This is a genomic window from Cutibacterium sp. KB22876, from assembly GCF_059728865.1.
In genome coordinates this window covers 2,436,824-2,453,351 of the sequence record NZ_AP040858.1, presented here as the reverse complement: position 1 = coordinate 2,453,351, position 16,528 = coordinate 2,436,824, and the positions used below count along the sequence as shown (strand labels likewise).

The following is a 16,528-nucleotide window of genomic DNA, read 5'->3' as shown; positions in this document are numbered from 1 at the left end:
AATGTTTCCCGAGCTGTCAGGGGCTGCTTGAAGCGGCTCCCAGATAGCAGCCGAACTGGATCTCAGCCCGATGGTTTTGGTGAGTCGGGGTTGATCCGGTAAGGTTGGTCGGGTCGCTGCTTTTCGGGGTGGTGGCACGGTTTGGCTGGTTTTGCTGGCTGATCTTGATACCGCGGGTTTTGCGGGGTTGGGGTTGGTGTGGTAGGGTTGGTCGGGTCGCCTCGGGGTGGTCCTGCTTGTTGGTGGGGTTGTTCTGGTGGGTGTGATGCTTGAGAACTCAACAGTGTGTCTTTGATAGTCAATGATTTTTTGATGCATCTATCGATGTGTCGGATTTGTTTATGAATTCCTTTGTGATTCTGGACATGGACTGATTTTTTTGGTCAGTGTTTGGGGTTAGTGTTTTGGATTCTCTTGTGACACCGTTGCCTGCATTGTGTGTGTGGGTGGGTGATATTTTTTCATTGGAGAGTTTGATCCTGGCTCAGGACGAACGCTGGCGGCGTGCTTAACACATGCAAGTCGAACGGAAAGGCCCCTTTGGGGGTACTCGAGTGGCGAACGGGTGAGTAACACGTGAGTAACCTGCCCTTGACTTCGGGATAACTTCAGGAAACTGGGGCTAATACCGGATAGGAATCCTTGCTGCATGGTGGGGGTTGGAAAGCTTCGGCGGTTTTGGATGGACTCGCGGCTTATCAGCTTGTTGGTGGGGTAGTGGCTTACCAAGGCTTTGACGGGTAGCCGGCCTGAGAGGGCGACCGGCCACATTGGGACTGAGATACGGCCCAGACTCCTACGGGAGGCAGCAGTGGGGAATATTGCACAATGGGCGGAAGCCTGATGCAGCAACGCCGCGTGCGGGATGACGGCCTTCGGGTTGTAAACCGCTTTCAGCAGGGGCGAAGCTTTTGTGACGGTACCTGCAGAAGAAGCACCGGCTAACTACGTGCCAGCAGCCGCGGTGATACGTAGGGTGCGAGCGTTGTCCGGATTTATTGGGCGTAAAGAGCTCGTAGGTGGTTGATTGCGTCGGAAGTGAAAACTTGGGGCTTAACCCTGAGCGTGCTTTCGATACGGGTTGACTTGAGGAAGGTAGGGGAGAATGGAATTCCTGGTGGAGCGGTGGAATGCGCAGATATCAGGAGGAACACCAGTGGCGAAGGCGGTTCTCTGGACCTTTCCTGACGCTGAGGAGCGAAAGCGTGGGGAGCGAACAGGCTTAGATACCCTGGTAGTCCACGCTGTAAACGGTGGGTACTAGGTGTGGGGTCCATTCCACGGATTCCGTGCCGTAGCTAACGCATTAAGTACCCCGCCTGGGGAGTACGGCCGCAAGGCTAAAACTCAAAGGAATTGACGGGGCCCCGCACAAGCGGCGGAGCATGCGGATTAATTCGATGCAACGCGAAGAACCTTACCTGGGTTTGACATGGACTGGGAGTGCTCAGAGATGGGTACGCCTCCTTGTGGGGCTGGTTCACAGGTGGTGCATGGCTGTCGTCAGCTCGTGTCGTGAGATGTTGGGTTAAGTCCCGCAACGAGCGCAACCCTCGTTCACTGTTGCCAGCACGTTATGGTGGGGACTCAGTGGAGACCGCCGGGGTCAACTCGGAGGAAGGTGGGGATGACGTCAAGTCATCATGCCCCTTATGTCCAGGGCTTCACGCATGCTACAATGGCCGGTACAAAGAGTTGCGAGCCTGTGAGGGTGAGCGAATCTCGGAAAGCCGGTCTCAGTTCGGATTGGGGTCTGCAACTCGACCCTATGAAGTCGGAGTCGCTAGTAATCGCAGATCAGCAACGCTGCGGTGAATACGTTCCCGGGGCTTGTACACACCGCCCGTCAAGTCATGAAAGTCGGTAACACCCGAAGCCGGTGGCCTAACCTGTGTGGGGGAGCCGTCGAAGGTGGGACTGGTAATTAGGACTAAGTCGTAACAAGGTAGCCGTACCGGAAGGTGCGGCTGGATCACCTCCTTTCTAAGGAGCACTTCATTGTAAGGACTCATTATTGCTGTGTGGCTCGTCGTGAGTCGTTGGTGGATGGGTTAGCTTCTTGTGGAACATTGGCGTGTTCATCTTGTGGTGGACGGTCTGAGGCATGCTGTTGGGGTTCTGGGGTATCACACGTGTGTGTGGTGGCCTGGTGCGGTGATGCTGCGTCTGCTGTGTGGTGGGTGTGGTGTTGATTCGTGTGGTGGTTGAGAACTGTATAGTGGATGCGAGCATCTTAATTTTTTGTGTCTTGTGTTGTTGTGCAAGTTGTTAAGTGCGATCGGTGGATGCCTTGGCACCAAGAGCCGATGAAGGACGTTGTAACCTGCGATAAGCCCTGGGGAGTTGGTAAACGAGCTGTGATCCGGGGGTGTCCGAATGGGGAAACCTGGAATGTCCGGAGTAGTGTCCGGTGACCCTGCCCTGAATGTATAGGGGTGTGGGAGGTAACGCGGGGAAGTGAAACATCTTAGTACCCGTAGGAAGAGAAAACAACCGTGATTCCGTGAGTAGTGGCGAGCGAAAGTGGATGAGGCTAAACCGTGTGTGTGTTCAAGCCGGCAGGTGTTGCATGTGCGGGGTTGTGGGGGCCTTTGGGTTCTGCTGCCGCAGGATTGGCCAGTGATAAATGTTGCGTGAAGGTGAAGCGTCTGGGAAGGCGTACCGGAGTGGGTGAGAGTCCCGTAACTGTAAGCGTGGCACTGGTGAGGGTTACCCCAAGTAGCGTGGAACTCGTGGAATTTCGCGTGAATCTGGCGGGACCACCCGTCAAGCCTAAATACTCCTTGGTGACCGATAGTGGATCAGTACCGTGAGGGAATGGTGAAAAGTACCCCGGGAGGGGAGTGAAATAGTACCTGAAACCGGTCGCATACAAGCCGTCAGAGCCTTGTGGGGTGATGGCGTGCCTTTTGAAGAATGAGCCTGCGAGTTAGTGATGCGTGGCGAGGTTAACCTGTGTGGGGGAGTCGTAGCGAAAGCGAGTCCGATAAGGGCGTGAGTCGCGTGTTCTAGACCCGAAGCGGTGTGATCTATCCATGGCCAGGATGAAGCGTCGGTAAGACGTCGTGGAGGTCCGAACCCACTTCAGTTGAAAATGGAGGGGATGAGCTGTGGATAGGGGTGAAAGGCCAATCAAACACCGTGATAGCTGGTTCTCCCCGAAATGCATTTAGGTGCAGCGTTGCGTGGTTCTTGTCGGAGGTAGAGCACTGGATGGTCTAGGGGGCCTATCAGCTTACCGAAATCAGCCAAACTCCGAATGCCGGCAAGTGGAGCGTAGCAGTGAGACGGCGGGGGATAAGCTTCGTCGTCGAGAGGGAAACAGCCCAGATCATCAGCTAAGGCCCCTAAGTGGTAACTCAGTGGAAAAGGATGTGGAGTTGCGCAGACAGCCAGGAGGTTGGCTTGGAAGCAGCCATCCTTGAAAGAGTGCGTAATAGCTCACTGGTCAAGTGATTCCGCGCCGACAATGTAGCGGGGCTTAAGTTATCCGCCGAAGCTGTGGCAAGCCCGTGAGGGTTTGGGTAGGGGAGCGTCCTGTGCGAGGTGAAGCTGCCGGGTGACCGTGTGGTGGATTGTGCGGGAGTGAGAATGCAGGCATGAGTAGCGAATGACGGGTGGAAAACCCGTCCGCCGATTATCCAAGGGTTCCAGGGTCAAGTTAATCTGCCCTGGGTGAGTCGGGACCTAAGGCGAGGCCGACAGGCGTAGTCGATGGATAACCAGTTGATATTCTGGTACCGGCTTGTCACCGTCCGTGTCGAGGTGTGTGATGCTAAGCGTGCGAGCCTGCCTCCGCGACATCGTTGATGTGGTGGTGGTGTGGTGAGTGTGTGAACCGATCATGTAGTAGGCAAGCTGCGGAGGGACGCAGGGAGGTAGCTCATCCCCGGCGATGGTTGTCCGGGGCTAAATGTGTGGACCGTCTGGTAGGTAAATCCGCCAGGGTTGTGGTTGAGGCATGATGGCGAGCCCACAGGAAGTGGGTGAGTGAGTGATCCTGTACTGTCGAGAAAATCTTCGTGAGCGAGGTGGCTGGTCCGCCCGTACCCTAAACCGACACTGGTGGATAGGTAGAGTATACCGAGGCGATCGAGATCATCATGGTGAAGGAACTCGGCAAAATGCCCCCGTAACTTCGGGATAAGGGGGACCTGAACTGTCAAGGCTTTTACAGTTGGTAGCGGTGAGGGGCGCAGAGACCAGGGGGAAACGACTGTTTACCAAAAACACAGGTCCGTGCGAAGTCGTAAGACGATGTATACGGACTGACTCCTGCCCGGTGCTGGAAGGTTAAGGGGAACTGTTAGCGTTGGCGAAGCGGTGAACTTAAGCCCCAGTAAACGGCGGTGGTAACTATAACCATCCTAAGGTAGCGAAATTCCTTGTCGGGTAAGTTCCGACCTGCACGAATGGAGTAACGATTTCCCTACTGTCTCCACCATGAACTCGGTGAAATTGCATTACGAGTAAAGATGCTCGTTACGCGCAGCAGGACGGAAAGACCCCGGGACCTTTACTATAGTTTGGTATTGGTGATTGGGACGACTTGTGTAGGATAGGTGGGAGACTGTGAAACGGCCACGCCAGTGGTTGTGGAGTCATTGTTGAAATACCACTCTGGTCGTTCTGGTTATCTAACTTTGGGCCGTGATCCGGTTCAGGGACAGTGCCTGATGGGTAGTTTGACTGGGGCGGTCGCCTCCTAAAAGGTAACGGAGGCGCCCAAAGGTTCCCTCATCCTGGTTGGTAATCAGGTGTTGAGTGTAAGTGCACAAGGGGGCTTGACTGTGAGACTGACAGGTCGAGCAGGGACGAAAGTCGGGACTAGTGATCTGACGGTGGCTTGTGGACGCGCCGTCACTCAACGGATAAAAGGTACCCCGGGGATAACAGGCTGATCTTGCCCGAGCGCTCATAGCGACGGCATGGTTTGGCACCTCGATGTCGGCTCGTCGCATCCTGGGGCTGGAGTCGGTCCCAAGGGTTGGGCTGTTCGCCCATTAAAGCGGCACGCGAGCTGGGTTCAGAACGTCGTGAGACAGTTCGGTCCCTATCCGCTGCGCGCGGAGGAATCTTGAGAAGGGCTGTCCTTAGTACGAGAGGACCGGGACGGACTGACCTCTGGTGTGCCAGTTGTTCTGCCAAGAGCATGGCTGGTTGGCTACGTCGGGTTGTGATAACCGCTGAAAGCATCTAAGCGGGAAGCACGCTTCAAGATGAGGGTTCCTGCAGATGAATCTGGTAAGGTCTCCGGTAGACGACCGGGTTGATAGGCCAGGCGTGGACGCATCGTAAGGTGTGGAGCTGACTGGTACTAATAGACCGAGGACTTACAAACACACACTTTCACGTCCAATAAGAATTTTGATGATCGCATCCACTGTACGGCTCCCAGCCCCCACGCGGGGGTTGCGCCAAGCCTGACTGGCCCCATAGTTTTTCCGGTGGCCTTGGCGGAAGGGAAACACCCGGTCCCATACCGAACCCGGTAGTTAAGCCTTCCAGCGCCGATGGTACTGCACGAGGGATCGTGTGGGAGAGTAGGACGCCGCCGGAATCATATTTGTGTGCGTGTGGAGACAAGGATCATCCTTGTCTCCACACGCTCTTTCTGTATACCCACACACCCAACAGCCGGGGGCGATGACACCAATCAACCCCCGGCCCCGTGCCGTCTATTCACAACCACCCACACCAACGCAGATCTGTTTTCGGTTTCCCCTTAGGCGCTAGGTAAATACGGACAGAGCGGACATAGCACTGAGGAGATTGTTCATCCTCAAGACGCCCTCCCGTAATTGATGCCGTTTCCTCCAGAAGCGGGCTTTCTGCCTTCAAAACACGGGGTCAGGGTCTCTCGGCCGAGGCGGTAGCAGCGCTGAGTCGAACTCAAGAACATGGGCCTTGAAGGCGACATGCATCCTCGGGAAAACTGACCGCAGTGCTTCCTTCCCCCGGCAACCGGGACCTGGACTCGCGTCCTCACCACGCTCGCGTACCGGCACATCGCCCCACTCGTGAGGTGCGGAGAAGCCGAGAGTGGCAAATGCATGGGTGGCGGCTGAGGTCCAGAGCCTGGGGCAGGAATGTCCCGACGAGAAAGTGAGGATACAAAACGTGGCCCCTCTCTGTGAGAAGGGCCACGTCAGTTTTGGAGGAGGACGTCAGCAGGTAGTCGGGATGAAGCTGGAGTTCCTGATCATGTAGGCAACGACCCTGCCGCCGTTGAATAGGTAGTCGACTTCCTTGCCATCGCTGGAGAACGCAAGGGCCTTCTCGTATCCCATTCCATGGAAGTCCGAGGTGACGTCGGTCAGCTTGAGCTTGGAGTAGTCGGACCGCAGCTGTGCCTCGGTGATGCCGATCCGCGCACCGTTAGAGCTGGCGTTAGTACCACCAACGAACAGGTAGGCCTGGACATCGTCTCCGCTCGTCCATACTCCGCCGAGGAAGCCGTTGTAACGCGCATACACCGGGGTGTTGCGGGTACATACTCCGCTGATGCCGTCCGGGATGACATGGATCGTACCGGCGAGTTCCGCGGTGGACTTGTCTAGGTTAAGAGGCCCGACACCTGCCATATCGCCGAGTCGGATTGAGCCCTTCTTCGCCATGTCGTAGACGATTGCCGCATCGCACTGCTTGCTGCTCATGACCTGGCTGGCAGCGACAGCAGCCTTGTCTCCCAGCACTTTGAGTATGGCATCGCAGTCATTGTCGTCAGCAATGACCCCGCCTTGGGGGAGAGGCTCCCAATGCCCTCCGTTCTTCCTCATGACGAGGTGGCCGCCATTAGGGCCGGCCGACTTGCCGTTGATGTTGAAATTGGGTGCATACGCCACAGCGGCGTTCTGACCGTCGGCGGCCAAGGAGACCCACTGGACCTGGGCGTCGGGCGCGTTGAAGAGCTGTCGCACGAGATCCGGCGTCGGCGTGACCGAGGCATTGTTCGGAACGCTCGGCTTCGGTGCGGCTGGTGTTGATGCTGTCGATGAAGCGGTCGCCGTCGACGTCGAGGTAACCGTCACCTCTGGGGTCGGGGTGTGGGAGGCTGACGCGGCAGGCTTGGAGGCCGGCGCGGGGACTGCCTTCGTCGCATCATCATTCCTGGGCTTGAGGAAGTAGAAGAGGCCAACTCCCAGAGCCACGACGAGGATTGCGGCGACGGCAACGATCCAGTACTGGCTCTTACGTTTCGGTTGGGGCCCATCGCTGAAGGGGATGCCGCCTATCGACTCATTAACGTCTGGGCGATCAGCGGCAGTCGCACCCGCCAGTCCTGCGGACCCGTCAGGCAGGTACTCGGCGGCCTGTTTACCGTCGCCCAGCTGTTGCTGTTCCTGGGGATATGTGCCATCCCAGTTTCCCGTTGGCTCAGTGCCCGCCCAGCCTTGCTGGTCTTGATTGGGATCCCAGCCCTGCGGATTCTGATTGGCGTCCGAATCCTGCTGCTCCTCCCACCCCGGCTGGTTTTGGGACTCCTGCCATCCCTGTTGGCTGTATTGATCAGCGGTCCATGCCTGTTGGGCGGGTTGGCCTTCCCAGCTTTCCTGACTGGGCTGCTGTTCCCAGTCTTGCTGGGGGTACTGGTTGGGGTCCCATCCCTGCTGGGAAAGATCTCCCACCCAGCCTTGCTGGCCGGGCTGCTGATCCCAGTCTTGCTGGGGGTATTGGTTCGGGTCCCAGCCTTGCTGGGGGTACTGGTTCGGGTCCCAGCCCTGCTGGGAAGGATCTCCCACCCAGCCCTGTTGGCCGGGCTGCTGTTCCCAACCTTGCTGCGGGTACTGGGCATTCCAGCCGTCATACTGACCTGTCTGAGGACTCCACTCTGGCGCGTTACCGCCCTGCGGATACTGGTTCCAGTCCTGCGGGTACTGGCCGTTCGGGAAGTCACCCTGCTGCGGATACTGCTGATCGGCGTAGGGGGTTTGCGAACCGTCCGGCTCGGCAGGGATCTGTTGTGTCGCGTCGTTGTTTTCTGGCAGCTCCTGGGTGGGTTCATGGCCCTGCCCCTCAGCAGAGCCTGAATCGGACTGCTCAGGGATCAGCCCTGTCTCATTGTCGTCAGAGTGGGCATCGTCGGGGTGATTCCCCTTGTCGAATCCATCGTCAGCCACGATTCATTCTCCCTCTCAGCGTGTCAGTGAATGCGCCAGTTTGACGTTGATGACATGGCGAGCAGCGTCACTGAGACGCTTCTTGCCCGACGAGGACGCCGCCATCGACGTCAACGCCTGAATCATGGGGCCTGCCAGGCCAGGATCGGCAGTAATCGCCAGGTCACCGCCAGCAGACACGAATTTGCTTGCACGGCGTCCACCGTCGACCGAGAACACCGACACTGAGCTACCCAGGTCATCTGAAACGATGAGGCCCTGGTATCCGAAGTCGCCGCGAAGCATGTCGGTCATAACCTTCGACGAGAACAACGCGAGAGTTCCTGGATCGATCTTCGAGTAGGTCGCGGAGGCGATCATGACCGCTTCAGACCCAGCATTGAATGCCATTCGGAACGATTCGAGATACGGGTCATGGCGAATTGTCTTGTGGTCGGTAATTCCATCAGCTTTGAAATCCGTGTCCTCGGCGATGCGCCCAATTCCGGGGAAATGCTTAGCCGTCGGGATGATCCCGGCCTTGCGATGCCCCGCAATAACGGAGGCCGCGTACCGGCCACACGTCTGAGTATCGGTGCCGAACCCACGATGGTGCTTGGCGATCGGCTTGTTCTTGACGCCAAGTTCAGGATCGATGACGTCAGCGACGGGGGAGAAGATCATGTGGACGCCGAGGTCGGCGAGTTGGCGGGCACCTCTCATCACCACCGACTGAGCTTTGGCCGGGGACATCCGGGCCAGAGCTTCCTGGCTCGGCAGCCGGTCGACTCCCGGAATCCGGATGTTCTGAACCTCGCCGCCCTCATGGTCGCTCGCGACGATGGGCTTGATGCCGTGCGGGCTGACACTGTTGACGGCGTCAAGCATGGCCTCGAGCTTCGACCTCTTGGTCCAATGACCCAAGATGAAGATGCCGGCAAGGCACTTGGAGTCAATGAGGTTGGCGATGTACTCCGGAGAATCTGAGGGAACCACCCCGACGAGAATGCACTGACCAGCACGCTCTTCGAGCGACATATCCGCCACGACATGGGCGGCCCGTGGATCCATCGGGATTGGGGTCACCTTCTCCGTCGGCGTCGAGGTAGGGCTCGGGGTAGGGGTGGGGGTGGCTGAGGACGGGCTGGGAGTTGGCGTGTCAGACGGAGACGACGACGTCACGGGTGCAGGCGAGGGTGATTCGGCTGGGGGCTCGGCTTTTGAAACGCAGCCAGCCAATGGTGCGCTCAAAGCGGCTGTGATGATTGTTCGGCGTCTCATGGTCGCAGTATTCCACAGCCTTTCCATTGCTGACAGTGACCAAGAACGTTACCTCGGAATGACGAGGTATACCTCCAAATCGATGTTACTGCAGTCGAGGTATTCGCCGACAACATTGCAGAAGAACTTGTGAGAGCGCCCAGTTTGCGGGTTTCGCGTACTGACAAAGAAGTTCGACGGATGATTCGGCGGCACTGACTGAGCGAGGTTCAGAGCCAAGGAGCAATCCGTACGCGTGTTGGCGACCCATGTCCCCGGACCACACTCGGAGGCCCCGGCGGGGAGGTCGACGTGGGCGGGGACGCCGACCTGGGCCGGAGCCGGGGGCGGTGCAGCGGTGGTCGTCACCGTGGCATGGGCCGTTACTGTTCGCATCGGTCTGACCTCAGGCGTCTGGCTGGGTGCCGGGGTCGCGGTATGAATTGGCTGAGCGGTGGCCTCGGAATGAGATCCGGGCATCCCTTTGAGATAGACGAACGCGCCGGCTCCGACCAACAGAAGCAAAGCCAACAGAGCGATGAACCATCCAGCGTCGCTGCCGCGCTGGTTTGTCGCCGCATGTGCTGCTGGCGCAGACGGAGCCGGGGTTGCCATGCTCACCGCTGACGGAGGCCGCGCCGCCGAGGGCGCCGAGTACGGTGGAACCGGTTGTGGCGGCGCAACCGGGGCTGGCGGCGTCGGAGGAGGCGGTAGCGGACGAGGTACAACGAGCTGGACCGGCGGTCCGCCGTCGAGCCATGAGCGCAGCTCAGATGCCAGTAACTCCGCACTGGCAGGGCGTCCGGCCGGATCAGGCGCCAGACACGTCATGATGGTGTTCCACAGTCGTGGATCAACCCCGGGAATGTGGTCCGGGGGTTGGTCACGCAGAATATTTCCAGCTGAATCTGCCTGGAACGGAACGCGGCCGGCCAGCAATTGGTACAAGGTGACGCCGAAGGAATAGAGGTCGCTTGCCGCCAATGGCGTTCGTCCTGCAGCTACTTCTGGAGCCTGATAGTAGGGAGTCCCGACGATTTCGTGGGGATTGCCTGAAGCGACCATTTCCGAGACGCCGAAATCTGTGATTCGTGCCCCACGGACCTCCTCTCGGTCCTCGATGAGGATATTTGCCGGCTTGATGTCGAGGTGACGAATGCCGACCCGGTGAATCGCGGTAAGGGCCTGACAGACTTCGATTCCCAGGCGGACCGCCGTGGCTGGCTCGAGGCGGTGGTCGGGAATGGACTCCAGCACGTGCGCAAGGTCGGGGCCGTCAACCAATTCCATGATGATGGCGAAGGTGGAGGACTCGACGACCATGTCAGTCACCCGGACGACCGCGTCGTCGGCGACGGTCATCAGGATGTCGCGCTCCTGGATGAAGCGCCTCGTCGCGCCTTTGTCATTCGTCAGTTCGGGTTTGAGGACCTTGATGGCTCGAGGTGACCCGTCGTTGAGATCATGCCCACGCCAAACCGTTCCCATCGAGCCTTGGCCGAGCACCTCGTCGAGGATGTAATGGCTGCCAATTTGACGTACTGTCGACCCGCCGGTGGCGTCCTCCTCGGACATGATTCACCCCTTTAATGATCGCTCGGCAACCACTCTCACTGTAGCGACCACAGCTCGGCCGAGGACATAGCGGCCCTCAGTCGGTGACGTCTTCCAAGTCGTCACTGTGGGAGCGACGACGCACGATCACCCAGGCGATGCCGAGCACGATGAACCACACGGGGGTGGCAAGGAGAGCCTGGCGGGTGTCGTCAGCCCCAGCCAGAAGGACGACGACAAAGACGAAGAAGGCCAGGACAACCCACGGCATGAAATGGGCCCCAGGCATCGGGTAGATCGACTCGTCATGGGCCTGCGGGTTACGACGCACGTGCACGTTGTAGCTGACGAGGATCATGCTCCACACGAAGATGAACAGCACGGCGGAGACCGTCGTCACCAGGGTGAAGGCCCCCATCACGGTGTCTTTCGCGGCAAGAATGAGGGCCGAACCAATGAGGATGACGGTGCACACCAGGCCCCAACCGGGGACGCCATTGCGGGTGAGTTTGCCGAAGGCCCTCGTCGCCATGCCCTTGTGGGCCAGTCCGTAGAGCATCCGAGAGGTCGAATAGACCCCGGAGTTGGCGCTGGATGCGGCAGACGTGAGAACGACGAAGTTCATGATGCCGGCAGCCGCGGTGAAACCGACGAGTCCGAACATCTGGACGAACGGCGAGGAGTCCTTCTCGATGAGATTCCACGGGATGACACACATCATGGCGAGCAGGGCAACCACATAGAACACCAGGACGCGCACGGGGACGGCATTGATGGCCTTGGGCATGGTCTTGCGGGGATCACGGGTTTCCGCGGAGGTAGTACCGACCAACTCGATGCCCACGTAAGCGAAAACAGCAATCTGGAAGCCGCCGAAGAATCCGCTCCAGCCCTTCGGCGCGAATCCGCCATGGGTCCACAGGTTCGACACTGAGGCCTTGTATCCGCCCGGCGAGGTGAACCCCATGATGATGAGCACCACAGCCACGACGATGAGGATGCCGATCGCGACAATCTTGATGAGCGCAAACCAGAACTCAAGCTCACCAAAGAGCTTCACCGTGAGCAGGTTGAGGACCAGCAGGAGAAGCAAGGTGGCCGCGGTGAGGATGAAGGCCCACATTCGGTCGTGGGTCCAGTAACCCCAATATGAGGTGATGGCGATCACGTCAGCCATACCCGTGACGACCCAACACAACCAGTACGACCAGCCGAGGAAGAATCCCGCCCAAGGGCCCAGGAGATCAGCCGCGAAATCCTGGAAGGACTTCCACTGCAGGTTGTGCAGCAACAGCTCGCCCATGGCCCTCATGACGAAGAAGAGCATCGTGCCGATCACGAGATAGGCAACCACGATGCTCGGGCCCGAGGTGTTGATGGACTTTCCGGACCCCATGAACAGGCCGGTTCCGATGGCGCCACCGATGGCGATCAGCTGAATGTGGCGGTTGCTCAGGCTGCGGCGCAGGTGCCGCATGTCTCCAGCCACATCGTTGTTCTCGCGGTTCATGGGGAGGATTGTTACGCGAGAAGGGGCCAGGTACAGCGTGTCATCTCACATTGTGCAACTACTGTCCGATCTTCGGCATTCCGGGGAATGTTGGAGTGAGCGTCGTTCTGCGAGGAGATGATGACGATGACCACGACCGTAGCTCTGACCGGTGCCAGCGTCCTGACATGCGACCGAGATGGAACCGTGCTGGCCGATCACACCGTGCTCGTTGGCGAAGACGGTTCGATTGAGGCTGTCGGCCCTGGTCAGGAGCTCGCTGATCGAGCGGCGGCGGCTCAGCGTCGTATTGACTGTGCGGGAAAATGGGTCATGCCGGGGCTCATCAATGCCCATGCTCACCTCGTGGCTGACGGACGTCCTCTGCCCAAAGCGTTGACGAACCCGGCGCTCGCGCGGGGGATCGTGGGGTTCTGGAGAACTCCGTTGGGGAGTCCCATGCTGCGCGAACGTGCACGGGGATTTGCAGACGCCGAGCTCAATTCCGGCGTGACCACCATTCGCAGCCTCGGTGAGTATGACAACGAGGCCGTCTCCCTGGGCCGCGAGAGCGAGTCCAGACAATGGCTCGGCCCTCGCGTCATGGCGTCGGGCCCGCTGCTGGCCATCACGGGCGGCCACGGTGCTGAGCTGGGCGTCGCGCGGATCGTCGATGCTCCCTGGGAGGGACGCAAGGCGGTGCGTCAGAACCTGCGTCTGGGGGCAACCTCCATCAAGATCGCCGCGACCGGCGGTGTCACCGATGCGAAGGCCGTCGGGGAGGCCGGGCGTCCACAGATGACTACCGAGGAAATGACAGCAATCTGCGAGGAGGCCCACTCGGCGGGCGTGCTCGTCGCTGCCCACGCCCAGAGCCCTGAGGGGGTGCTGAGGTCCCTCAAGGCTGGAGCCGACACCATTGAGCACGGCTCGGCCATGACCGACGAGATCGTCGAACTGTTCCACGACAATCCCAGGTCGCTGCGAGGTTGGTCGGCTTTCGACGCCACCCTGTTGGCTGCCGCTCCTCTGGTCGAGATCGACACGGAGATTACCGGGGCCAGCGATGTCGTCAAGGAGAATGCTCGCATCGTCCTGGACTCGATGGTCCAGGGGATTCGCGACGCCATCACGAACGATGTGGTGCTCGGATCCGGGTTGGATTCCTCGATGACCTTTACTCCCCACTACGCCATGTGGCGTGAGCTCGACCTTGTGGTGTCGCGGGCTGGGTTGTCCCCGGCACGGGCTTTGGAGGCCGTGACCCGGGTCAATGCCAAGATGCTCGATCTGGAATCCGTGACGGGTGCGGTGGAGCCAGGGCTGTCGGCTGATCTGTTGGTGCTGGGAGCCAATCCTCTTGACGATCTCAAGGCACTTGAGGGAGTTGAGACGGTTGTCGTCAGGGGCGATGTCATTGACACCCCGACGGTGGAGAGGTTCGGCGAGATCGACGAGCTGCTCGACACCTTGCGCGGATGATGGCGTCGACTATGAAGAGAACGGATGAGTGACGCGGCCAGGCAGATCGTCGTGCTGGGGGTTTGGTGAGCACGAGGTGCAGGTGTGGTCCCGGCCTGGACCTGGCAGCGCACCCTCGCCGGAGGAGACCACGCGGTGGTGGACCTGCATCGTCTCACCGGAGTTCAGCGAAAGCTGACGGAGCGAACCTGCTCTTGCGAGGAGAGACGCGACCACGAAAGTGACGGCGGGGCCGAACTCGTCCCTGTCGTCGTTTTGCGCCGAGAATGCGACTCTGAGGAGTTCACATCGGAACAACGGTGTGGATATGTCCAGGGAAGTCGTCGGGAGCGTATGAAAACAGCTCGACCCATAAACTCGAGTACGAGGGAAGTCGCGATTCTCAGAGTGTCTTGCCCCTCTCGGGGTGGCAAGGGGGCCGCCCAAGTCTCAGGATAACCGGAGTGTGCCCGCTGGCTGGATTCGCTCGAGAAGTTCAAGGGGGAGTCGTATCCCCTTGATGAAAACTGGGGTGGCTAACGGGACTTGAACCCGCGACCCCCTGGACCACAACCAGGTGCTCTACCGACTGAGCTATAGCCACCATGTGCCTTCATCAGACAACCCGAGAAGAGTACCGGTTTTCGGAGTGTGAATGCAACCCGGCCTTCCCCTCCCGGTCGTCGGCGTCAGTCCCTGCCGGCTCCAGTGAGGAAGCCTTGGTACTTCGCAGCGATCTCGGCGCACTGGTTAGCGTCCGGGCCGGGGGAGGGAACCATGAGGGCTTCGCGCCAGTACATCAGCTCCTCGATCGACTCCTGGATGTCAGCGAGGGCACGGTGGTTACCCTGCTTCTCCGGGGTGTGGCCGAAGGCGCGTGGGTACCAGCGTCGTGCCAGTTCCTTGATGGAGGAGACGTCGACATTGCGGTAGTGCACGTAGGACTCCAACTCCGGCATGTCCTTGGCCAGGAAGGAGCGGTCGGTGCCGATGGTGTTTCCGGCCAAGGGGGCCTTGCCGGCTTGCGGGACGTGGGTACGGATGTAGTTGAGCACCTGATCCTGGGCCTCGGCCATCGTCAGTCCCTTGTCGAGCTCCTCGAGGAGTCCGGACTTGGTGTGCATGCCGCGCACGAAGTCATTCATGTGCTCGAGCCATTCGGGCTCAGGCTTGATGATGACGTCCACACCCTCGCCCTGGACGTTGAGCTGCCCATCGGTGACCAGGGCGGCCACCTCGATGAGTCCGTCGTGGGCCAGGTCGAGCCCGGTCATCTCGCAATCGATCCACACCAACATGTCTTTCACGTCACAACAGACTAGTTGGTGGTGACGACATGCCACTTTTGAGCGGTTGATGAGGAAGAGGTCCTTACCGTTTGCCGCGCGGCACCCAGCGGCCCATCCAGTAGCTGCCGACCAGACCGATAATCGCCATCACGATGCTGGCTGCCGACAGCGGCCAGACCAGGGTGACGAGGGTGACGACGATCGGCCCCATCGCCGAGCCGGTGTCCGAGAGCAGTCGCCATGCAGCCAGGAACTGAGGCCGTCCGATGGCGGGAGACGCGTCGGACCCCAGGGTCATGACGATGCCGGAGCTGGCGCCATTTCCGATGCCGATGATGAGGGCGACGATGCCAATCGTCGTCGCAGTGTGGGCCAGCGGCAGGGTCAACAGCGCGACGGCCTGGATGAAGATCGACGGCACTGCCACCCACCAGCGTCCGAACTTGTCCATGAGGGCACCGCCGGGCAGGAAGAGCAGGACGTCGGCAGCCATCGACCAGGCGTAGATGAGATCCGTGGTGGCCGGGGTGAGTCCGCTCGCATGGCACCACAGCGGCAGCAGAGAGCGGCGGGCCGACCGAACGAGCATGAGGGCCGTCACTCCCAGACCAGTCGTCCAGAGGACTCTCGCGTTCTGTTTGGCGATGGTCCAGGTCGAGACCTCGTCGGGAGCTCCTTCCTCGGCGAGTTCCGGGGTGTCGACCGGTGGCAGGTCGGGCATGACGGTGGTCACGGCGGCTGCGAGCACACTGGCGATGGATGCAAATCCATATGCCCATGCCATCGAGGATTCCCGGAGGATCCATGACCCCGCCATGGGGCCGACGAACCAACCCACCCGGAATACCCCTCCCAGGGTGGACAGGGCACGGGCGCGGTAGCGATAGGGGATGGCGACCGTCAGGTAGTTCTGTCGAGCGATGCCGTAGACGGCACCGGCCATGCCATTGACGAGTACCGCGATGGCGAGCAGTCCAAGGTGATGGGCCAGCCCCATGGACCCCAGGGCCATCGCGTCGATGAGCATGGCGATGACCAAGGACCACTTCTCGCCGATCTTCGTGACCAGCCACCCTGCAGGTACGTCACCGATGATCTGGCCGATGCCGACGAGAGCGGCGATCGCGGCAGCGAGGGCAGCGGATGCACCGTTGTGAACCGCGGTGAGCGGAATGAGCGGGATTACCGCGCCGTATCCCAGGGACGACATCAATGTCGGCAGGTAGGCGGAGACGATGATTGACGACCATTTCACCGGTGGGGTCGGGGACTCGGTGCGCGTCGAACCAATCACGGAGAAAGGTTAGGACGGCGAACAAATGTGTGCAGCCTTGCTCGCCACCTGATTGGGGCGGGCTGGGTGATGGTGGCCGGAT

General features: G+C 59.8%; 7 protein-coding genes, 1 tRNA gene and 3 rRNA genes. 4 read left to right on the top strand and 7 right to left on the bottom strand.

What is annotated here, in order from left to right; genetic code table 11:
- Window positions 1-461 precede the first annotated feature (461 nt).
- The 3 genes from AC6I1W_RS11115 to rrf all read left to right on the top strand — a co-directional run bounded on the left by AC6I1W_RS11115 (window position 462) and on the right by rrf (window position 5,560).
- A 16S ribosomal RNA gene (locus AC6I1W_RS11115) occupies window positions 462-1,983 on the top strand.
- Window positions 1,984-2,258: 275 nt separating this feature from the next.
- Window positions 2,259-5,341: ribosomal RNA gene (locus tag AC6I1W_RS11110) — 23S ribosomal RNA — on the top strand.
- A gap of 102 nt (window positions 5,342-5,443) precedes the next feature.
- Window positions 5,444-5,560, top strand: a 5S ribosomal RNA gene (gene rrf / locus AC6I1W_RS11105).
- The 16S, 23S and 5S rRNA genes sit together here, the layout of an rRNA operon.
- 607 nt (window positions 5,561-6,167) lie before the next feature.
- On the opposite strand, the gene AC6I1W_RS11100 is transcribed toward rrf, so the two are convergent.
- The 4 genes from AC6I1W_RS11100 to AC6I1W_RS11085 all read right to left on the bottom strand — a co-directional run bounded on the left by AC6I1W_RS11100 (window position 6,168) and on the right by AC6I1W_RS11085 (window position 12,432).
- Window positions 6,168-7,742, bottom strand: a complete 1,575-nt coding sequence (locus AC6I1W_RS11100; RefSeq protein ID WP_462553052.1) for a hypothetical protein — start codon at window positions 7,740-7,742, stop codon at window positions 6,168-6,170.
- A 393-nt stretch (window positions 7,743-8,135) separates the two neighbouring features.
- Window positions 8,136-9,170 carry a glycoside hydrolase family 3 N-terminal domain-containing protein gene (locus tag AC6I1W_RS11095; RefSeq protein WP_284950809.1) on the bottom strand — a complete coding sequence of 345 codons (1,035 nt, stop codon included), beginning with the start codon at window positions 9,168-9,170 and terminating at the stop codon, window positions 8,136-8,138.
- A 258-nt stretch (window positions 9,171-9,428) separates the two neighbouring features.
- The gene (locus AC6I1W_RS11090; protein ID WP_284950804.1) at window positions 9,429-10,934 is read right to left on the bottom strand and encodes a serine/threonine-protein kinase; all 1,506 of its coding nucleotides are present in this window, start codon (window positions 10,932-10,934) and stop codon (window positions 9,429-9,431) included.
- A gap of 76 nt (window positions 10,935-11,010) precedes the next feature.
- Window positions 11,011-12,432: an amino acid permease gene (locus AC6I1W_RS11085; RefSeq protein ID WP_419762712.1), complete on the bottom strand. Its 1,422-nt coding sequence runs from the start codon at window positions 12,430-12,432 to the stop codon at window positions 11,011-11,013.
- 117 nt (window positions 12,433-12,549) lie between these two features.
- Here AC6I1W_RS11085 and AC6I1W_RS11080 point away from each other — a divergent pair, with 117 nt between their 5' ends.
- Complete coding sequence (locus AC6I1W_RS11080) at window positions 12,550-13,884, top strand: amidohydrolase family protein (RefSeq protein ID WP_284950801.1); 1,335 nt, start codon at window positions 12,550-12,552, stop codon at window positions 13,882-13,884.
- Between the two features lie 507 nt (window positions 13,885-14,391).
- On the opposite strand, the gene AC6I1W_RS11075 is transcribed toward AC6I1W_RS11080, so the two are convergent.
- The 3 genes from AC6I1W_RS11075 to AC6I1W_RS11065 all read right to left on the bottom strand — a co-directional run bounded on the left by AC6I1W_RS11075 (window position 14,392) and on the right by AC6I1W_RS11065 (window position 16,407).
- A tRNA-His gene (locus tag AC6I1W_RS11075) sits at window positions 14,392-14,467 on the bottom strand.
- 85 nt (window positions 14,468-14,552) lie between these two features.
- Window positions 14,553-15,161: an oligoribonuclease gene (orn, locus tag AC6I1W_RS11070; protein ID WP_065673380.1), complete on the bottom strand. Its 609-nt coding sequence runs from the start codon at window positions 15,159-15,161 to the stop codon at window positions 14,553-14,555.
- Window positions 15,162-15,234: 73 nt separating this feature from the next.
- Window positions 15,235-16,407 carry an MFS transporter gene (locus AC6I1W_RS11065; protein WP_179856560.1) on the bottom strand — a complete coding sequence of 391 codons (1,173 nt, stop codon included), beginning with the start codon at window positions 16,405-16,407 and terminating at the stop codon, window positions 15,235-15,237.
- Window positions 16,408-16,528 lie beyond the last annotated feature (121 nt).